18 protein-coding genes are annotated in these 20142 nt (G+C 65.3%); 8 read left to right on the forward strand and 10 right to left on the reverse strand.

The window, feature by feature from the left end; all coding sequences use genetic code 11:
• The first annotated feature begins 8 nt into the window (after positions 1-8).
• Positions 9-1226 (forward strand): DUF1501 domain-containing protein, encoded by a 1218-nt coding sequence (locus tag AvAM_RS03140; protein ID WP_137745713.1) that lies wholly within the window; start codon positions 9-11, stop codon positions 1224-1226.
• Positions 1227-1313: 87 nt separating this feature from the next.
• Here the strand turns inward: AvAM_RS03140 and AvAM_RS03145 are convergent, their stop codons facing one another.
• On the reverse strand, positions 1314-2231 hold the full coding sequence (locus AvAM_RS03145; RefSeq protein ID WP_137745714.1) for a DHH family phosphoesterase: 918 nt from the start codon (positions 2229-2231) through the stop codon (positions 1314-1316).
• 142 nt (positions 2232-2373) lie between these two features.
• On the opposite strand from AvAM_RS03145, the gene AvAM_RS03150 reads away from it, so the two are divergent.
• Complete coding sequence (locus AvAM_RS03150; protein WP_137745715.1) at positions 2374-2838, forward strand: TerB family tellurite resistance protein; 465 nt, start codon at positions 2374-2376, stop codon at positions 2836-2838.
• A 110-nt stretch (positions 2839-2948) separates the two neighbouring features.
• On the opposite strand, the gene AvAM_RS03155 is transcribed toward AvAM_RS03150, so the two are convergent.
• On the reverse strand, positions 2949-3284 hold the full coding sequence (locus tag AvAM_RS03155; protein WP_137745716.1) for an ankyrin repeat domain-containing protein: 336 nt from the start codon (positions 3282-3284) through the stop codon (positions 2949-2951).
• Positions 3285-3416: 132 nt separating this feature from the next.
• Between AvAM_RS03155 and AvAM_RS03160 the strand changes: the two genes are divergently transcribed.
• Positions 3417-4208: a pseudouridine synthase gene (locus tag AvAM_RS03160; protein ID WP_137745717.1), complete on the forward strand. Its 792-nt coding sequence runs from the start codon at positions 3417-3419 to the stop codon at positions 4206-4208.
• A gap of 71 nt (positions 4209-4279) precedes the next feature.
• Positions 4280-5230 carry a nitronate monooxygenase family protein gene (locus AvAM_RS03165; RefSeq protein ID WP_137745718.1) on the forward strand — a complete coding sequence of 317 codons (951 nt, stop codon included), beginning with the start codon at positions 4280-4282 and terminating at the stop codon, positions 5228-5230.
• Between the two features lie 28 nt (positions 5231-5258).
• Here AvAM_RS03165 and AvAM_RS03170 read toward each other — a convergent pair whose 3' ends face one another.
• The 5 genes from AvAM_RS03170 to AvAM_RS03190 all read right to left on the reverse strand — a co-directional run bounded on the left by AvAM_RS03170 (position 5259) and on the right by AvAM_RS03190 (position 12338).
• Entirely contained in the window at positions 5259-5849 is a 591-nt protein-coding gene (locus AvAM_RS03170; RefSeq protein WP_137745719.1) for an NAD(P)H-dependent oxidoreductase, read from the reverse strand.
• 250 nt (positions 5850-6099) lie between these two features.
• Positions 6100-10731 (reverse strand): choice-of-anchor U domain-containing protein, encoded by a 4632-nt coding sequence (locus AvAM_RS03175; RefSeq protein WP_249367905.1) that lies wholly within the window; start codon positions 10729-10731, stop codon positions 6100-6102.
• 58 nt (positions 10732-10789) lie between these two features.
• A complete protein-coding gene (locus AvAM_RS03180; RefSeq protein ID WP_137745720.1) occupies positions 10790-11308 on the reverse strand; it encodes a phage tail protein in 519 nt (172 codons plus the stop codon).
• A 24-nt stretch (positions 11309-11332) separates the two neighbouring features.
• Positions 11333-11827, reverse strand: coding sequence for a phage tail protein (locus AvAM_RS03185; RefSeq protein WP_137745721.1), 495 nt, complete (start codon positions 11825-11827; stop codon positions 11333-11335).
• Between the two features lie 4 nt (positions 11828-11831).
• Complete coding sequence (locus tag AvAM_RS03190) at positions 11832-12338, reverse strand: phage tail protein (protein WP_171012124.1); 507 nt, start codon at positions 12336-12338, stop codon at positions 11832-11834.
• A 230-nt stretch (positions 12339-12568) separates the two neighbouring features.
• Here AvAM_RS03190 and AvAM_RS26110 point away from each other — a divergent pair, with 230 nt between their 5' ends.
• Positions 12569-12979: a DUF6916 family protein gene (locus AvAM_RS26110; protein WP_171012125.1), complete on the forward strand. Its 411-nt coding sequence runs from the start codon at positions 12569-12571 to the stop codon at positions 12977-12979.
• 133 nt (positions 12980-13112) lie between these two features.
• Here the strand turns inward: AvAM_RS26110 and AvAM_RS03195 are convergent, their stop codons facing one another.
• Together AvAM_RS03195 and AvAM_RS03200 are read right to left on the reverse strand one after the other, a co-directional pair.
• Positions 13113-13532 carry a GNAT family N-acetyltransferase gene (locus AvAM_RS03195; RefSeq protein WP_249367907.1) on the reverse strand — a complete coding sequence of 140 codons (420 nt, stop codon included), beginning with the start codon at positions 13530-13532 and terminating at the stop codon, positions 13113-13115.
• 76 nt (positions 13533-13608) lie between these two features.
• Positions 13609-13932, reverse strand: coding sequence for a DUF6916 family protein (locus tag AvAM_RS03200; protein WP_137745723.1), 324 nt, complete (start codon positions 13930-13932; stop codon positions 13609-13611).
• Positions 13933-14170: 238 nt separating this feature from the next.
• Here AvAM_RS03200 and AvAM_RS03205 point away from each other — a divergent pair, with 238 nt between their 5' ends.
• Positions 14171-15082, forward strand: coding sequence for a DMT family transporter (locus tag AvAM_RS03205; protein WP_249367908.1), 912 nt, complete (start codon positions 14171-14173; stop codon positions 15080-15082).
• A 120-nt stretch (positions 15083-15202) separates the two neighbouring features.
• Entirely contained in the window at positions 15203-15742 is a 540-nt protein-coding gene (locus AvAM_RS03210) for a DUF924 family protein (RefSeq protein WP_137745724.1), read from the forward strand.
• Positions 15743-15766: 24 nt separating this feature from the next.
• Here AvAM_RS03210 and AvAM_RS03215 read toward each other — a convergent pair whose 3' ends face one another.
• Complete coding sequence (locus tag AvAM_RS03215) at positions 15767-16702, reverse strand: succinylglutamate desuccinylase/aspartoacylase family protein (protein ID WP_137745725.1); 936 nt, start codon at positions 16700-16702, stop codon at positions 15767-15769.
• A gap of 102 nt (positions 16703-16804) precedes the next feature.
• On the opposite strand from AvAM_RS03215, the gene AvAM_RS03220 reads away from it, so the two are divergent.
• A complete protein-coding gene (locus AvAM_RS03220) occupies positions 16805-19978 on the forward strand; it encodes a WD40 repeat domain-containing protein (RefSeq protein ID WP_137745726.1) in 3174 nt (1057 codons plus the stop codon).
• The last annotated feature ends 164 nt before the right edge of the window (positions 19979-20142 follow it).

A 20142-nucleotide genomic window follows, 5' to 3' on the forward strand; every position in this document is an offset into this window, starting at 1 on the left:
GAATCACCATGCAACGCAGACACCTTCTTCAAGCCCTGGGCGCCAGCGCGCTGGGCGTTAACAGTGCGAGCGCGATGGCCGCCCTCGGCGCGCTGGACGCGCGTTTTCTACTCGTTTTTCTGCGTGGCGGCTATGACTGCGCCAGCCTGCTCGTGCCCACGGCCAGCAGCTACTACTACGAGACGCGGCCCAACATCGCCATTGCCCGCCCCGGGCAGGACGGTGGCGCGCTGCCGCTCACGCCCGACTGGGGCCTGCACCCCGCGCTGGCCGATTCGATGCTGCCGCTGTACCAGCAGCGCCAGCTGGCCTTTGTGCCGTTTGCGGGCACCGACGACCTCTCGCGCAGCCACTTCGATACGCAGGACAGCATGGAACTGGGCCAGCCCGTGGGCGGGCGGCGCGACTACCGCTCGGGCTTCTTGAACCGGCTGGTAGCCGAGCTGAACCCGCGCACCGGCAACCCCCCGGCCACGGCAGCGCTGCAGCCCATGGCCTTCACCAGCACCCTGCCACTGGTGCTGCGCGGCGCGGTGGACGTGCCCAACACGCTGCTGAGTGCGGCGGCGGGCCGCAGTGGTGTGGATGCGCGGCAGGCACAGCTCATCGAATCCATGTACCGGGGCACGCCACTGGCCACGCCCGTGGCCGAAGGTTTTGCCACGCGCGAAGAAGTGGCCCGCACCATGCAGGGCGAAATGGAGGCCGCCAGCCGCAACGCGCTCAGCACCAAGGGCTTTGAAGGCACGGCGCGGCGCATGGCAAAGCTGATGCAGGCGCGCTACCAAATCGGATTTGTGGACGTGGGCGGCTGGGACACCCATGTGGGCCAGGGCGCTGCCACCGGCACGCTGGCCAACCGCTTTGAAGAGCTGGGCCGAGGCCTGGCAGGCTTTGCCGACGAGATGGGCCCCGCGTGGAAGCACACCGTGGTCGTGGTGGTCAGCGAGTTTGGCCGCACCTTCCGCGAGAACGGCAACCGGGGCACGGACCACGGCCACGGCACCGTGTTCTGGGTGCTGGGCGGTGGCGTGGGCGGCGGGCGCGTGGTGGGCGAGCAGCAGGCACTGACGGCCACCACGCTGTTCCAGAACCGCGACTACCCCGTGCTCAACGACTACCGCGCCGTGCTGGGCGGGCTGTTTGCGCGCCTGTACGGGCTGAACGCGGCCGCCGTGGCGCGGGTGTTTCCGGGGACGAAGGGAGTGGATCTGCGGCTGGTGTAGCCTGCGTAGATTGCTACATATTTAATAGCTATTAGCGCTTATCTATCGCGCGCAAAGGCCGATTTTCATTCAAAACCGGCCCCTGCTTCAGGCGTTGAAGGTGCCAGAGAGCAGCTCGGGCAGGCGCTCGACCTTCATCTTGAAACCGCAGGCCTGGGCATGGCCGCCGCCGCCCATGCTTTCGGCCAGGGCGATGCAGTCGAAATTGCGCTGCGCACGCAGCCCCACCTTCACGCCTTTTTCACCGGCGCTCCACATCAGCGCAAAGGTGCCGGTCTTGGCCGAGAGCATGTCGCCCACCAGGCTGTGGAACATGCCCGGCGCATTCACCATCAGGCCCGCGATGCCGTTGAACACCAGGGGCTGCGCGCCCTCGGCGATGTCGGCACAGAGCTTTTTGTACTTCTCGTCCATGGCCGCGCCGCGCACCATGAACTGCGCAAGCTGCTCGGGGCTGAAGGCAGCGATCTCGCTCCAGCGCGCAAAGTCCTGCGTCTCCATGTCGAGCGCCGACAGGAAGCGTGCGCTCTCTTCAAACTCCCACTTCCAGATGTCGCGGTCTTCCACATACTGCAGCAGCGCCGGGATGGGTGTGTGCGGGTGGAAGAACTCCCAGGCCAGGCGCGCGCCCGACTTGCTCATGTCAAAGTGCACCACGCCGCAGCGGCAGGCAAACCCGGTGAGCTTTTCGGCCGCGCTCTTGTGGTGGTCCAGCATCACCAGCTTGGAGGCACGCTCGTCGATCGCCTGCAGGATCTCGGCCGAGAACGAGAAGTCAAGGATGTAAACGGTGCGGCCCGCCACGGGCGGCAAGTCGTCCACCGAGAGCACATCGCCGTGGTCCAAGCCCCGGTACTCGGCGCTGTCGCCGTAGTACAGCCAGGCGGCCAGCGCAGCGCCAAAGCCGTCGGGGCAATTGCGCCCGTGGTACAGGATCAGCGGCGCGGGGTCGTTCTTGTCGGGGGCAACCAGCAGTTGCAGGGGGAGTATGGTTTTCTTCGTCATGACCCCCAATTGTCGCTGGCTCAATAGACAGCAGCGAGCGCAAAGTGCGCAACCGCTCACGCGCCCGGCGGGAACCAACCGGCACGGCCACACCTCCACCCCACCAGCGCCACACAGCGAAAGCCCTCAGAAAAGGCCCCCGATGCTCCAGACCCTCAAAGACCTGTTCGACAGCTTCACGCAGCCCAAGCCGTCCCCGTCACCCGCCGAGCGGACACACACGGTGCAGCTGGCCGCCGCCGTGCTGCTGGTGGAGGTGGTGCGATTTGATGCCGCCATGGACGACGCAGAACGCACCACCGTGGTGACCGCCCTGCGCAGCAAATTTGCGCTGAGCGACGACGAACTGGCCCGCCTGCTGGAGCTGGCCCTGACCACATCCCAAACCGCGTACGACTACCAGCGCTTCACCAGCAGCCTGAACGAGCATTTCACGCAGGACCAGAAGATCCAGCTGGTCGAAGCCATGTGGCAGGTGGCCTATGCCGACGCGCGCCTGGACGAAAACGAGATGCACACCATCAGCAAGGTGGCCGGGCTGCTGCACGTGACGCATGGGGAGTACATCGGCGCCAAGATGCGGGCGAAGGACGCAAGCCTCCGCTGAGTCGATTCGTGCCTTTCCTCTGAGGGGGCGCCGCCCGTGCAGCGGGGCGACCCTTGCACGGCGGCCGCTGGCCTGCGCCGCGCGGGCTCTACAGACGCCTAAGCCTGGTTCTACACCGGCAGCCAGCGCCACCAGAAAGGCTTGCGCTCTTCCTTCGCGCCCTGCGCCTGCAGCAAGGCAATGAACTCGGTGCGCCGGTAGCGGCGCGCGGCCTCCAGCGGGGTCATGTCGTCAAAGTCGGATCGCAACCCAGGGTCGGCGCCATGGGCCAGCAGGTAGTGCGCAATGGCGTCGTGGCCGTGGATGAGGCTGGCCACCAAGGGCGTGCACAGGATCTCGGGGTGCTGGTAGTTGGGATTCACGCCCGCGCTGATGTGGTGGCGCACCAGTGCCAGGTCGCCCGCCACGGCGGCGGCGTACATGTCTTTCCAGTCTCCAGCGGACATTGGCCTGTTCCTTGAGCGCGTTGCAGAAAACGTAGCAGTGTAGGCAGGCCTGTGTGCTGCACAATGCGCGCCTTCCCTACCCCACCAAAGAAGGGGTCTGGCGCCACCTATAAACCTGTACCCCACGCTCCCATGCCCCCTCCCCTGCACATCCTCTGGAGCGACGAGCACCTGGTGGCCGTGTACAAGCCCGCAGGCTGGCTGGTGCACCGCACGGGGCTGGACGCGGGCGAGACGCGGTTTGTGATGCAGACCCTGCGCGACCAGCTGGGCCAGCATGTCTATCCCGTGCACCGGCTGGACAAGGGCACCTGCGGCGTGCTGGTGATGGCGCTGCACAGCGATGCTGCACGCGCGCTGTCGCAGGCGTTTGAGCAGGGCGCTACGCACAAGCGCTACCTGGCGATGGTGCGCGGCTGGGCACCTGAGGCCATCGAGGTGGACCACGCACTCAAACCCGATGACGCGCCCGCAGATGCGGCGGTGCAGGATGCCCACACGCGCTTTCGGCGACTGGCGCAGCTCACGCTGCCCGAGGCCAGCGATGCGCGTTTTGCCACCACGCGCGCCTCGCTGGTCGAGGCCCTTCCCACCACCGGGCGGCGCCACCAGATCCGCCGCCACCTCAAGCACCTGGCGCACCCCATCATTGGCGATGCCACGCACGGCAAAGGCCCGCTCAACCGCTGGTGGGCCGAGCGGCTGGGCCAGCAGCGGCTGTGGCTGCATGCCTGGCAGCTCACGGTGCCCCACCCGGTGAACGGGGCGGCAATGACATTCGACAGCGGGCTGCGGTGGCCGGGGCCTGCAGACTGGGGCTGTGGGCACCTCCCCACCGACGAGTCCACGGCACCGCCCTGCGCCGACTGGCAGCGGCTGTTTGCGCAGCTGCCCTGGCAAGAGACACCCGCCCCGGCCCCGTAACGCGGGCGACACGGCGACGGCACACCCGTCGAAATAATGGGCGCTCCAAAAAATACCAGGAGACCTTGCCCATGACCACACCCACCACCAACCGCGTCCTTGCCCACACCGGTGCGCGCTACCCCATCATCCAGGCGCCCATGGGCTGGATTGCGCGCACGCAGCTGGCCTCGGCGGTGTCGCGCGCGGGTGGGCTGGGCATCATCGAAACCTCGTCTGGCGAAACCGCCAACTGCCAGGCCGAGATCACCAAGATGAGCGCGCTGGGCCTGCCGTTTGGCGTGAACCTGCCCATCCGCTTTTTGAAGGACGACGCCATGCTGCGCTTTGTGTGCGCATCGGGCGTGAAGTTTGTGACCACCTCGGCGGGCAGCCCGGCCAAGTTCATTGCGCCGCTCAAGGACGCGGGCATCACCGTGTACCACGCGGTGCCCACGGTGGACGCAGCGCTGAAATGCGTGGACGCAGGCATTGACGGCCTGGTGGTCGAAGGCGGTGAAGGCGGTGGCTTCAAGAACCCCGAAGAGGTCTCCACCCTGGTGCTGCTGCAGGCCATCCGCGCGCGGGTGGACGTGCCGCTGGTGGCTGCCGGTGGAATCTGCGACGGGCGCGGCATGGCGGCAGCCTTTGCGCTGGGGGCCGAGGCCGTGCAGATGGGCACACGGTTTGTGAGCTGCGCCGAAAGCCCCGTGCACGCCAACTACAAGAACGCCATCATCGATGCGGGCGTGACCGGCACCTGGATGCTCAACACCAAGGCCAGCCCCTGCATCCGCGCGCTCAAGTCGCAGCGCACGCAGGCCATCCATGAAGCGGGCCTGATGCCCGCCGACAGCTTTGCGGGCATACAGCGCGTGTACTTTGACGGCGATATGGAGGCGGCCCCTGCACTCGCAGGGCAAACGGCCGGGCTCATCGACTCCATCAAGACGGCGCAGCAGATCATTGAAGAGACGGTGGCGGAGTTCTTTGCGATCAGCCAGCGCATGGGCGCGCTGGCCGCAGCGCGGGCGTTTGGCTGACCACGGCCGCTGTCGGTGCGCGCGGGGCCTAGGCCGCCTTGGCCCCTAGCGCGCGCATGCGTGCCTTCCACCGGGCCACCCCCGCATCGCCCAACTGCTCCACATGGCCCACCAGGGTTTCGTGCACCGGGGCGATGCCCACAAAACCCAGGATATTGCGCTCCAGCGACTTCACGCTGTGCGCGCGGAAGTACCAGCGGTACACTAGCGCCGGCATGCCCATGGTGACCACCACCCGCGCGCTGCGACCAGTGAGGCCCTTGCGGCCAAAGGTGTTGCCGCCTTCGGTGCTGAAGGCGAACCCGGGCCTCGCCACCTGCTCCAGAAATCCCTTGAGCAAGGCAGGCATGTCACCCAGCCACAGCGGGAAAAACAGCACGATGTGCTGCGCCCAGCCGATGTCGGCCTGCGCGGGCTTGAGCGAGGCGGGCAGCAGGCCCAGCTCCCATTCGTGCTGGCTGCGCAGCAGCGCAAAGTCGATGGTGGCGACATCGATCTGCCGCACCTCATGCCCTGCGGCGGTGGCGCCGTCGGCATATGCCTGAGCCAGAGCGTGGCACAGGTGGGGTGCCTGGGCGTCGGGGTGGCCCTGGATAAGCACAATACGTTTTGGGTCCACCCCACCTCCTCGGGGGCCAACGCCCCCCAAGACCTAACGCCTTGTGACTCTACGCCACGTTGCACAGTTCGGCTAGACCGATGCTCCGTAGCACGAAGCCCAATGCCCCACAACGGCATACGGAGCGTACATATCGCCAGTTTGGTAGCAGCCAGCGCTCTACCAGCAATCTCCAAAGATCAATTTGGTCCGACGCCGATGGAGCGCAACTGCCCGGGGGGCGACCACTCCCCCAATGCCCTTCGCGCAATCAGCGGGGCAGTCTTTGGCGCAACACCCACCAGAAGAGAGATGCCATAAGTAGCACCAGCACAATGCGTCCCCACTCCGAAAGGGAAGGAATGGCAGTTGCCGCGCCCGCAGTCGCAGCCAGCAATGCAGGGCCTCCGGGGTCGAGGATGATGGCATTGGCCTGCAAATCGTCATCACCCTGCTGTCCGTCCACTACCGTCAGCGTGATAGTGTTGCCCGAGATAACCGCCCCCGGGTAGGCATACCAGTGGGGTGTAGCGTTAGAGAGCGTAGGGCCGAACTTCCAGTACTGCGTGCCAGGAGGCAGTGGCGTGGGGTAAGTCAGTTTGACGGTGAAGGACGAGCCCGGCACGCCGCTCACGGCCACCAGATCAAACAAGCCCATAGGGAAAGACATCCCGGCAGGAGGAGGTACCGCAGGTGACTTGGGATGACCAGTCAACGGCATGAATCCAGCGTTTTGGTATTTACCTGTACCAGCCTCGGCAAACACCCAGGCTGGCGTTGAAATATCGGCAGCCGCAGGGCCTGCAGGGGTCGCTCCCGTAACACCCGCGCCAGCTGTCGCCGGAGGAGCCACCACGAAAGCCTGAACCACTTCAGCCGCGGCGTTGTAGCTGGCATCACCTGCCTGCGCAGCGATCACGCGGCATGTCCCCATACCCACCAAGCGAACCATGGTGCCATTCACAGCGCACACCAGCAGTGTGTCCGTACGAAAGCTCACCGGCAGCCCAGAGCTGGCCATCGCTGATAGCGTGAAGTCTGGATTGCCCAACACCTTGCCTGACAACGGCGCGAAGCTGATGGTCTGTAAAGCCTTGCCCACAGAAACAGACGCGGTGCTGGTAGCCACCTCATAGGTTGGGTCTGCCGCTTTGGTGGCCGTGACTTCACACACGCCCACCGCCGTTCCGGTCAACGTCGTTCCTACCACCGAGCAGACTCCCGCGCCAGATGTAACCACGTAGGTTATCGCGCCAGTGCCCGCACCTCCACTGGTGGAAAGGGTGGCTGTACCGTTGAGCGCAACCGACGACGGCGTGGCCACCACCACCAGGGCGGGCTGTACCGCCCGGTTCACCATGACGGCAACGGTGGCAGTTGCGGAGCCGTAGTTGGTATCAGCTGCCTTGGTCGCAGTGACGGTGCAGCTGCCGATGCCAATACCGGTCAGGACATTGCCAGCCAGCTGGCACTGCCCAGCACCCGCCGTCACTGCAAAGCTCACCGCACCGGTGCCCGATCCGCCGCTGACACTCAGCGAAGAAGTACCCAGGTAAGGAATCGACGAGGGGCTGGCCGTGGCGAACAGGGGTGCCTGTGCGGCCTGATCCACCTGGATATCCACCGTGGTGGAGACCGGCTCATACTGCGCATCGCCCGCGTTGGTAGCGGTCACGGTGCAGGTGCCAGGCTTCACCCCTGTGACCACGTTGCCCGCCAGCGAGCACGAGACAGCACCCGCCGTAACAGCCAGACTGACTGCGCCAGTGCCCGCGCCACCTGAGGTCACCACCGTGGTCGTCCCGTTGACGGAAATGGTGGCGGATGGGGTAGCGCTGGCTGTCCAGCCAGGTTGCAAGGCCCTCGTGACCACAACCACCACCTGTCCAGAGACTTCGTTGTAGAGCGCATCAGAGGCGCGGGTGGCAGTCACGGTACACGAGCCCACGTCCGTCGCCGTGAGCACGTTGCCGGAGACGGAGCAAATGTTCGCGCCCGCCGTCACCGCAAAGCTGACCGCTCCCGAACCAGATCCACCTGCGGCGCCCAGAGTGGACGTACCGTGCAACGCGATGGTGGTCGGCGAAGCCGACACAGTCAGCGGCGCCTGGTCGGCCTTGCTCACGGTGAAATCGACCGTTGCGGTAGCCTGCAGGTAGTTGTCGTCAGATGCTTTTGTGGCCGTCACGGTGCAGCTGCCAACGCCAGTGCCTGTCACCGTAGAACCAGTAGTCGCACAATTGGAAGCCCCGGCAGTCACGGCATAGCTCACGACCCCGGTGCCCGTTCCACCCGACACGGACAGTGTGGAGGTGCCGTTGTAGACCAGCCCGGCAGGGCTGGCTGACACCGAGAGCGCTGCCTGCGCACCCTTGGCGTTTGTCAGCGCCAAGGTGGCCTGCGCGGCACCGACCATGGCGGTAATGTTGTACGTGCCAGCCAACATGTTTGCCGTAGCGTTCAGGGTGGCGATCCCGCTGGAGTTGGTAGTGGCAGTTCCTCCAGAATCCAGTACGGCCGAGGCGCCAGAGCCCGGAGCACTGAAACTCACCACTACGTTCGGCAGCGTTCGCGAATCAACGTCAAACACCTGCACCTGCAGAGGCGCGGCAAAAGCCTGTCCGATAGGGGTGGACTGGGGGGAGCCCGCCATCACGTCCATCCGATGCGGCGGGCCGAAGGGGTCGATGCGCAGCACCAGCCCATTGGCTGCAGCCACGCTGGCCGAAGCCCCTGTGGTGGGGTTGGTCAAACCCGCTGCGCCAGATGTGGTGACGCCGCCAACTGAGAGGATTGCGTCGGCATCGACCATCGTGGCAGCGAGCGCATGCATGGCATCTGCCCCACTCGTCCCCAGAAAACCCGAATACACCGGCGTCGAAGGCGAGGAGTATTCAATCTTGCTGAGGAAGCCATCTTGCTGACCGGGGCGCACGGTAGCAATGCCACTCTGCGCCACCACTGGAAAACCCGTGCCCACACTGGTAACCCCGGTGGCGTAGAGCGCCGACCCGTCGTCCGCCAACGCCGAGACATGGTCGTAGCCCGACCCGCCCAGGTACGTCGCAAATGGGGCAGAGGGATGGAGTCGGACCACGAAACCGTCCATGTTGCCGCTCGGGTTGTTCTGCACACCCCCTGCAATAAACCGGGTATTGCTGTCATTGGCCGGAAAGTTAGGCGCGTTGGTCTCGCCGCCCACCAACAGCCCGCCATCAGCCGCAGCCACGATCGCAAGCGCACGGTCCATGCCAATTTCGCCGTTTTGCGGCAGCGAGCCCGTCAAGATCATCGTCTGCGCACTGGCTCCGTTGGGTGCGACAAACGCTACAAAAGCATCCACCGCATCGACCGAACGCACCGCAAACGTAGTACGAGATCCTGTCAGGCTGGGCAGACCTGCCGTGGAGTCCGTGGCACCCGCCACGGCCAGTCGGCCATCGGACAACAGCGCCAGTGCGTTACCCATTTCATCACCGCCATTGCCGCCAATAAAGCCCGCGTACTCCAGTCCGCTGCCATCTGCCGCTACCCGCGCAACGAATGCGTCCATACCGCCGGAGCCAACCTGGTCGCCACCGTGGCTCAGGCTGGGACCCCCAATCGCCGGGAACGCAGGGGCTGCCGTAGTGCAGCCCGCCGCCGCCGTGGTGGTACAGACGGAAAAGCCGGTGACGTAGGCTCGGCCCAGCGCATCCACCGCAATCGCGTTGGCCTGGTCGTCCTCAGCACCACCGATGAAGCCAGAGTACGAAAGCGTCGAGCCATTGCTATTGAGCCTCATCACAAACGCATCGCGGTCGTCCTGTACCTTGGTGCGACGCAGGCGATTACTGGCATCCGTACCCGCTGTGGGGAAATTCGTGGAATGCGTGGCGCCGGCGAGATAGATGCTGCCTCCAGCATCAACGGCCAGTCCATGGCAGGCGTCGTTGGCGCTCCCCCCTAGGTAGGTCACGAACTCCGCTACGCCCTTAGGGCTGAATTTGACGACGAAGGCGTCATCGCCCCCCCGCACGCCGGTACCGCCCGTGGTCGGCAGATTCATGGACTGCGTGGCGCCACAAGCAAAGGTATTGCCATCATCATCACGGACGACAGAGAACACCTGATCATCGGCGTTCCCCCCCACCAAGCCCGAGTACCCCGTCCATGCAGGGTCGATCACCAAAGGCTTGGCCGCGTCGTGGGCCGCCAATCCAAACCCGATGCGCCAGCTTCGCTCGCCGACCTGTTCCACCCTGTACTTTGCAGCAACAGGGATGCGGCGGCCTCCGTCGGGCTGAAACACCACTGGTGCGGCATCTACCAGAAGGTCATCGCCCACGCGCCATAGCAGAGACCCGTCGGGCCGGAGGCGAACCGCGTCTGCTCCATCCACGCGCCAAACCACACGCAACGGATCGGCACCAGGTGTCAGCTCGAACTGATACTTGAAGCCTCCGGCATCCCCCGCAAAAACGGCATCTACGCCAGGCCATACGCCGCGGTAGACCACTGAGCCATAGCTCTTGAGGCCCGTCTGCCACTGCGACCGTTCTCCCACCAGCCAGTGGTAGACGGTGGGCGATGCCTGTGTGCCTTGGGGAGCGGCTCCCGCAGTGCCCTCAAAGGTATAGCGCAAGGCGCCATCGTTTGCGACCTTCATGCCCAAGAACTTTGCCCTGGATGCCGCAGCCTGCGCGCGCCGGGATTGCAACACAACGCCTGTTGAATCAAAGGCGATCTGCCGTCCCCCAGCCACCGCACGAAACCGCGCAGCATCGCTGGCTGGCATGGCCACAAAACGATTTTCGCGCCCTGCAAACTCGCGCTGCACAACAGGTTTGGTCTGCGACCAGGTAGGCATGGCGCTGGCGATGAGCACCAGGGCCAGAACGGAACAACGCATGATGGAGGTCACTACAGGCAGATGGAGGAAACCGGTTGGGGAACAAATCTGAAAGCGCGGTCTATGCAGGTCAGGTCCGGGGAGGGAAAACACCCTGCAGCGCGATGATGAAGTAGGCAGTCAGGTAGGGCGGCATGTTGTTGTGCGGCTGACTGTCGCCCGACACGCTCACAGTCTCGCTCGCCATCGGTTCGCTTGGAGACACACTGGCATAAGCACGCGCAGGCGATGCCCCCAGGCTGGCGCCTGTGGGGTCTGCCACAGTTGGCCCCGACGCATCACCGCCGCGCAGCATGTGGGTATGAGAAGGCATCTCAGACTCCTGCAAACTCACGCTTTCCGCACCGCCCGTTTGGCCAAGGTCATAAAGCGACAGGCCCGGGCCTTGCCCTGGCATCATGGGAGCGCGCCCTTGCAGGTCAGGCAAGGCAAAGTTGCTTTTGCCGTTGCCACCATATGTGGTGCCCAGTAACGAAAACAAAGCCGTGTTCTGCGACAGGGGCAAGAGCTGGCCATCGCACCATGCCCACCCTTTGGGAGCGAAATTGAAAGGAACGATGCGGATTTCAGCAACAAAGGGGTCGGCCATAGAAAATGCTCTCTCGTCGATCGATCAGGTTGCCGAAGGGAAGATGCCTTGCAGCGCGATCACAAAGTTCAAGGTCAGGAATGGAGGCAGGTTCAGATGCGCCTGAGAACTGCCCACAGACGTAATGGCGTCTGCGCGGGCGGACGTTGTGGCTGATGCCGCATAGCTGCCACGGGATGCCGCGAAGACATTGCCAGCTGGCCCCGTAGCACGCCCCGTGGCGGATGTCGCCAGGGGCACATGGGTATGCATCGGCAATTCATTGATTGACAGGGTGTGGGCCTCCTCACCACCACGCTCACCGAGCGTATGGCTCTGGCCGACATGAATCGGAATACGCCCTCGAAAATCGGGCAGCGCGAAGTTCACGCGACCATCGCCACCAAAGGTCGTGCCCAGCAAAGAAAACAGCGCCTGGTTCTGGTTGATGGGCAGAAGCTGGCCGTTGCAAAGAGCCCAGCCTTTGGGCGCAAATGCAAACGAGACAATGCGAATCTCGGAGAGAAAAGGTTCTGCCATAGCGTCAGGTGGGAGACGGGAAAATACCGAAAAGCGAGATGATGAAGTTCACGCACAGGAAGGGTGGCCTGTTCTCATGCGGTTGGCTGCCACCAACTGACGGCAGCGTTCCCAAATGCATGTTCTGCGCAGCGGGGACTGCATTCACAAACGCCTTGTAGTCGCGGTGTCGGGCGGGCAAAGCCCCCACAGGAGAAGCCACGTAGCCCGTGCCGGTAGATGCTCTCAACACATGGTTGTGGCTGGGAATCTGGTTCACGGTTAGTGTGATTTCTTCCGCACCGCCCGTCTCCGCGAGGATGTAGCCGTTGCCCTGGTGAATCGGAATACGCCCGCGCAGATCAGGCACAGCGAAGGTGGCTTGCCCGTCACCACCGTACGTGGTGCCAATCAACTGAAACAACGTCTCGTTCTCAGAGATTTGCAGTAATTGCCCTTCACATAGGGCCCAGCCAGCGGGAGCAAAATTTCCGGCGAACATGCGTATTTCGCCAACGTAAGGTTGTGCCATGAAGCGCAGCGGGCCCGAAGGGCCGATGACATTGAGGGGGGATAACTGTCCGAGGTAGGTCCGCCAAAACGAACCGACGCGTCGATAATCTAAGCACAACGCGCGGTGCGGAATATAGGGTGGTCCGCGCACAGGAGCAAGACAAATGTGGCGCCGCAGCAAAAACTGAGGCAAGATCGCTGCAGCGCGTCAGTGCCCTGAACCGACGCGACGCTGTCAGTCTCTGCAATATGAATCCTCAAAGACGCACTCTTCTCAAGGCCGCTGGCCTAGCGCACGCCGCAGCATCTGCGGGACTAGCCCATGCTGCAACCACATCTCGGCGTCAACAGCACGACCCGCACCCTACCACGCTGCTGCGTAGCCATTTCGTACCGCTGACAGGCGAGACGTTTGAGTTTCGCAAAGCCGATGGCTTCCAAGCCACGGCGGTACTGCGACTGGCCAGCCCATTACCAGAGGCGAACGATGGTGAAGCCAGCTTTCGGCTGATCTTCCTGGCCACAGAGCATCAGCCGCTGAAGCAGGACACCTGGGATGTCTCTCACCCTGCCCTCGGCAGCCACGCAATTTTTGTAAGCCCGAATGATGCTGCGGGCTTTGAGGTGGAAGCTGTGTTCAACCGCCGCCAACCTGTCTAGAGCGCTGCTGCTTTTTTTGCGGTCCCTCTCGGTGCTGCGGCCGCTCAGCCCATGCATACGCTGCGGCAGCCTATCCGAGCAATCTCGGCGTGTTCTCTGGTGGCACGTAGGACTTGGGTACATCGCCCTCTGATCAGGCCTGGTTGACCGGGCGCCGCATGCGCACATAGACACCCTCAACCGCTTCATGCACGAAGCCCTCGCGCACATACAGGCCGTAGGCAGGGTTGTTCGCTTCCACAAACAAGAGCGTTTCTCGGCCTTCTCGATCCGCCCGCTCAAGCACTGCGCGCACGAGGGCTGTACCCCACCCGCGCCCGCGCCAGGCGGGCATAAGCGTAATATCCATCAGGCGCAGCGGGCCTGGTGCCGTTCCGAGGTACAGGCGGCCAACGCGCTCTCCCTCGTACTCCGCCAACAGGAACAGCGCCCCCGGGTAGTGAGAACGGTAGTGTCTATCCTGCAACGCGAACTGCGAATCGGAAAACGCCTGCTTCTGCACCTCCGTCCAAACAGTCATCGCCAGTTCCGGGTCCCGCACGGTGCGGTACAACGCACGCAAAAAAGGCAGGTCCTCTTCGCCGACAGTTCTTAGCCGCATCCCCATCGGCAGGGGTGACAGGCCCCACTCACACCACATGCGAAAAGCATGCCTCGTATGCGAACCCAGCAGGCAAGCGTGCAACAGGAGTCATGAACACAGCAAAATCGCCCAACTCGGAATGCCGCAGTTGATACGTTCCCTGAGCAAGGAAACTGTCTGCCGGGCCTTCAAAACAGATGGCGAACTGGTGAACACCCGGTGCAGCGGGAGACTCGGCAACACTGCTGACTTCCAGTTTCACATCAACTGGGCCGGCCGCCGTTGGCGCAATGGCCAGAATCTGCTGGCCAACAAAGCGCTGCGCATCAACCCACGTCAGTTGGCGAGCGTACAAGGCGGGTTCCAACACGGCAAAGCTCCAATATTCAGCAGTAACAATTGCGCCCCAGCCACCCGCACATTGCCCTGTGGTGGAGCCCGAGAAGTATAGCGAGGAGGGCGCCCATGCAGACGCCAGCGCGTTGTCAAGCTCTTGACGACAAGCATAGAGCACGCCCCTCGCCTACACTTTCGAGCGCTGGCACCGTGCACCTACTCAACACGCCACGCGACGCGCCCGTCTGGCCCTCGATTTTTTTGTTTCCTGCATGACCCCACCCACAACCGCTGCCGCCCCGATGCAGGCTACCTCCTCCGGCAACCTGCGCGGCATCGTCGCCATGGTGGCTGCCGTGGGCTTCTTCTCACTGATGGACGCACTGCTCAAGACCCTCACGGCGCACTACCCGGCCATGCAGGTCGCCGCGCTGCGGGGCTGGGCCGCGCTGCCGCTGGTGGCCCTGTATGTGCTGTGGCGCGGCGAGGTGCCCCGGCTGCTCCAGGTGCGCTGGCCGCTGCACCTGCTGCGCGGCGGGCTCAACGTGGCCATGCTGGCGCTGTTTGCCTTTGCCATCCGCGAGCTGGCGCTGGCCGAGGCCTACACGCTGTTCTTCATCGCGCCGCTACTGATCACGGCGCTCTCTACCGTGGTGCTGCGCGAAAAGGTGCGCGCCGCCCACTGGGTGGCGATTGCGCTGGGCATGGTGGGCGTGCTGGTGGCACTGCGCCCCAGCCAGGAGGCGTTTTTCACCCTGGGGGCGCTGGCAGTGCTGGCGGCGGCGGTCTGCTATGCCGTGTCGGCCATCACGGGCCGCCTGCTCACGCGCACCGATTCCAGCGCCAGCCTGGTCTTCTGGACCACCACCTTGCTGGCCCTGGGCGCAGGCACGCTGGCCTGGCCGCAGTGGGTGGGCGTGGCCCAGGCGCACTGGCCGCTGGTGGCAGGGCTGGCAGTGACCGGCTTTGCGGGCCAGCTGGCGATCACCGAGGCCTTCCGCCACGGGCAGGCGTCGGTGGTGGCGCCGTTTGAATACACGGCCCTGGCCTGGGGCATGGGGCTGGACTGGGTGCTGTGGCAAACCGTGCCCGGCTACAGCACCCTGCTGGGGGGCGCCATCATCATTGGCAGCGGCCTGTATCTGGTGCGCCAGGAGCGCACGCAGGCCGTGGTGCCGCCCTGACGACGGCGGCGCCGCTGCACCATCGATTGCGCATTAAAAACTACAAATTTGATAGCAAATAAACGAATACCAGCGCGCGGAAACGGCCAATTTTTCTCAATAAAACCGGACACTCAGCCCATGCAAGCCCACGACATCCTGCACTTCTGGTTTGAAGAACTCACGCCCGCGCAGCACTTTGCCCAGAGCGACGCGCTGGACGCGCAGATCCGCACCCGGTTTGGCGCCACCTGGCAGGCCGCGCAGCAGTGCGAGCTGTGGGCCTGGCGCGCCACGCCCCTGGGGCGTCTGGCCGAGATCCTGGTGCTGGACCAGTTCTCGCGCAACCTGCACCGGGGATCGCCGCTGGCGTTTGCCCAGGATGCCCAGGCCCTGGCGCTGGCCCAGGAGCTGGTGGCCGGGGGGCACGATGCCACGCTGACGCCCATGCAGCGCGCCTTTGCCTACATGCCCTACATGCACAGCGAGTCGGCCGCCATCCATGCGCAGGCCCTGGTGCTATTTGACCAGCCGGGGCTGGAGAACAACCTGCAGTTTGAAGTGCGCCACCGCGACATCATTGCGCGCTTTGGGCGCTACCCGCACCGCAACGCGGTGCTGGGGCGCAGCTCCACGCCCGAGGAGCTGGCGTTTTTGCAGCAGCCCGGATCGTCTTTCTAAGCCGCCAGGCGCGCCGCGCTCCGGTCAGATCGGCCGCGTGAGATACACCGCCTCGCGCCCCACGATGGGCTCGCGCGTGGGCATCATCACCGTGCAGTCGTCGCACAGCGCGCGGATCTCGTGCGGGCCATCGGTGGCGATGAGCTCGCCCTTGGCAAACACCTCAAAGCCCTGCACCGGCCGCGCAAAGCGGAAGTCTGCCGTGCGCACCATGCAGGTCTCCAGCAGCTCGTAGCGGCGCTGTGCATCAGGCGCGGGCCGGCCGGCAGGCGGGGCGATCAGGCCAAAGTGCGCCAGAAAATCCAGCGCCGCCGCCGTGGCCACATCGGCCGCCGATTGCAGGAAATGCTGCCCACACTCCACCACCAGGGCCACGCCCGTGCCATCGGCCTGGCCGTGGCGGCCATGCTGGATGAGCGGCGTGCCCGAACCGAGCCCACTGGGCATCACCAGGTGCACGGGCGGGCGGCCCAGGGCCAGCGCAACCTCGGCGTTGCGCGGATAGGCGGGGTAGACCCAGAACGGCTGCACGTCCTGGCTGGTGGAATGGATGTCGAGGATGTGGTCGGCCGCAGCCACCACCGGGCGCAAGGCGCGGGCACGGTTCAGCTCGGGGCTGTCTGCGGTGCCGTCCAGCTCGGCCGCCGACCACACGCGGTTGAGGTTGTGCACCAGCTGGCGGCTTTCAAATGGGCGGCTCTGGTCAAACGACTCGTAGGCGGCCACGTTGGCAAAGCTGATGGTCAGGGTGCCAACAAGGGGGCGCACGCCCGTGTCCAGCAGGTGCGTGGCGGCCACCATGCCGCAGATCTCGTTGCCGTGCGTGAGGGCGTTGATGAGCACATGGGGGCCGGGCTTGCCCGACTCGAAGCGGTGCACATAGTCGATGCCCACATTGCCCTGGCGGTAGGCCGAAAGGTCGCGGGGCAGGACTTCAAAAACGGGAGGATTTTGGGACATGGGGGGCCATTAATAAGACAACACATCATTGTCTGCGCAAAGCCCCATGCGTGCATGGCTGCGGTGTACGATGCCCGCCGGTTTTGCTCCACACCGCGCCCCATGCCCACTGCCCGACTTTGCCCGCTGGCCGACGTGGCCGCCCTGATCCCTGCCGACTGCTGGATGGCCGAGCGCCTGGCCCAGGACCCTGGCGCGCTGGCCGATGAAACCGTGCTGTGGATCACCGGCGACGTGCAGGTGCCCGAGCTGCACCTGGATGCGCCCCTGGCCAGCGGCAGCCCGCTGCGAGACATGGTCGAACGCAGCGCCCCAGGCACCACCACCCCGAAGCGCGCCCCCTTTCTGATCCTGGTCGAAGGCCAGCTGCAGATCGACGGCGCGCTGACCTGCGACAACACCGACGGTGCCACCCACCTCATCGTCCGGGGCGACGCCCAGGTGCACAACGCCGTGGTGGGTGGGCAGCTGCTGTATGTGCAGGGCGCACTGCGGGTGCGGGGCCTGCTGTGGGGCCACTACAACCACGGCGAGCTGCGCGTGCAAGGCGGGCTGCAGGCCCGCGTGGCGCTGTTCACCGACGAATACCACCTGCACATCGAAGGCCCCGAGCAGGTGGAGTTTCTGCTGGACGAGGTTCGCCCCGTGCACCACCTGGCGGAGTTCTCCGGCGAGGTGCTGGGCGCCGTGTTCGCCCCGGAATTTCTTCATGGGGCAGCGTCGGGCGAAGAGGGCCTGGCGGCGATGCTGGACCGCCCGCAGGTGGTGGCCGCCGTGCGGGCCGGTGACAGCGCGGTGCACAGCAGCGCAGACATCCACGCCGCCTGGCCGCTGGCGCACGACCTGTGTGCCGACAACGCCATCAGCGTGCAGAACATCCTGACCGTGGTGCACACGCAGGTCATCGCACACAAGGAGCACAAGGCCTATGGCTGGTTCCAACAGACCGACTTTTCGATCTGCCAGCGGCATGTGGACGAAGACGGCGACCAGCGCGACGACAACGTGTTCATCACCGTCTGGAAAACCTGGGACTTCTACCTCTCGGTCGAGCAGACGCCCGCACCCCAGGGCCTTCTGCAGCGGCTGGCGGCCACGCTGCTGCGCCGCAGCGTGCCCACCGCGCCACAGCTCACCCTGCTGTACCGCCGCTACAACCAAGGCGAGGCGGGCGAATGGCAGGCGCTGGCCGAGGGCACCGATCCCGAAGCCTGGCAGGCCTGCCAGCGCGCCTGGCGTGGCGTGCTCGACTACGTGCGCAAGGCCGTGGGCCAGCACCGCGCGCGCTACCCGCTCCACCAGCGCCTGGTGGCCACGCTGACGGCCGAGCGCATCGAATCCCTCACCAGCCTGCCCGTGTTCACCGACCAGTACAACGACTGGTGGGACAGCGACCGCAACGGCTGGTGGGAGGGCGGCATCTGGGTGGGCGCACGCCAGCCTTGCATGCACGACGGCGAGCCCTGGGGGCGCGCGCTCAAGCTCAGCTGGCACAACGGCGACGACGCACCGGGCGACGACGAAGACAACGCCCACAGCGCATACCAGATCAACATCGACGAAGCCCGCGACGGCCCTGCGGTGGTGGAGTTCACCTGCGCCCAGCGCCAGAACGACAGCCGCGCCCCGCTGCCCCGGGGGGCGGCCGACCACATCGCCCGCCTGCTGCGCTTTTATGGCGCGATGGAAGTCCGCATCCGCGCCCAGGCCGAACAGGATGCCGCCCGCCAGGCCGAGGCCCGGCGCATTGAAGCAGCAGTGCACCTGCTGGCCACCCCGCCCCTGGCATCCGATGTGCCCGATGTGGCGGTCTTCCCGCTGGAGCTGATGGAGCTGTCGGCCCAATGGCAAACCGACGGCCAGGCCTATGTAGCCACCGTGCGCGCCCACCAGCTGGCGCAAGACAACCCCGAGCCCACGGCGGACGACGCGGCCGCTGCAGCCGCGACAGACGATGAAGGTGACGACGAAGAGGAGGAAGAGGAAGACAACACCCTGCCCCCCGACCCGCGCAAGGCCGCCGCGCCCACCGTGCTGCAGCTGGCACGCGTGGTGCACCGGCATGCCGACGCCGACCTGTGCGAGCGCTTCCGCCAGCGGTTTGCATTTGCTCCCGACGCCTTTGTGCAGCGCGCCGCCAATGCGGGCTGCTTCATCGGCCCGGTGATCGCGCTGGACGACGGCCGCGTGCTGGCACGCATTGGCCCCGCCTACGACGACACCGCGCACTGGGTGGCCGTGCAGGGCCCGCACCACCAGCCGCTGCCCGCACTGCGCGGCGTGGGCCGCTCCCCCAACCGGCACATCTTTGCCCAGAGCGACGGCCAGCAGATCACCACCCACCAGGGCTTTGACGGCCCGGCGATCGCGCGCTTTGCCCTGCCCCGTGGCAACGAGGGCCTGCCACCCCATGTGCATGTGGCCCCCGGCCCCCTGGGGCAGCGCTGCGACGAACTCATCCCCTTCAACGACGGCCAGCGGGTGCTGCTGCGCAACCCCACCGGCATCTACCTGCTCACCCCCACGGACAACAACGGCAGCAATGAGGATGGCGGTGTAAAACGCCTGCACCCGCAAACCTTTGACGAAGACGGCCCCTACACCTGGCCCAAGAACCAGATGGACGAAGAGGTGGGCGGCCAGACCATCACCACGCTGGCGCTCGACATGCTGCACATGGCCCTCTCGCCCGACGAGCGCCACATCGCCGTGGGCGACCAGGACAGCAGCCACATCCTGCTCGATGCCCGGGGCAATTTGGTGGCCGAATACGACCCGCAGTCGTCCTACCCGCACCACACGGCCTTCTCGCACGACGGCACGCGCCTCTTCGCCAACTCATGCCACTTCTACTGGGGCAACACCCTGTCGGTGCCCCTCGCGCCGTTCCCGCCGCCAGTGGCACAGGAGCAGGCCGACGCGCCGCAGCACACATCCGCCGACGCAGAAGACCTGCCCACGCTGGACGACCGCTGCCGCGTCTACGCCTCGGCCACCCAGCCCGGCTTGGTGGTCCTGGGCGACGCCGACGGCTACCTGCACGCCCTCAGCGACGACGGCCAAGCCCTGTGGCGCCACCACATCGGCAGCACCATCAGCGGCATGGACATGGCCCCCGACGGCAGCGTGCTGTGGGCTGCGAGCTACGGCGGCTACCTGGTACGGCTGGAACGCAGCGAGGCGGGCATGGACCCGTACTCGATTGGGACATCGCCGTATGTGGAGACCAGCCGGTGGATTTTTTGGGGGGATGAGACGGGGCCGGTGCGGTGGTAAGTTGGAGCAGGCCCGTGCGTGGCGTGGAACGGGCATTGGGGTGCTCACACTCCTCGCGTTCGCTCGCTATAGTCGGCTCGGTGCCGCGCTACCGGGTTTCATGAAACTCTTGAACCAGGGTATCCGCGCGGTGGCTGCAAACCCAGGCCACAGGCCACCTTCAG

The organism is Acidovorax sp. NB1 (assembly GCF_005405905.1).
In the GTDB taxonomy this organism is placed as follows: domain Bacteria; phylum Pseudomonadota; class Gammaproteobacteria; order Burkholderiales; family Burkholderiaceae_C; genus Acidovorax.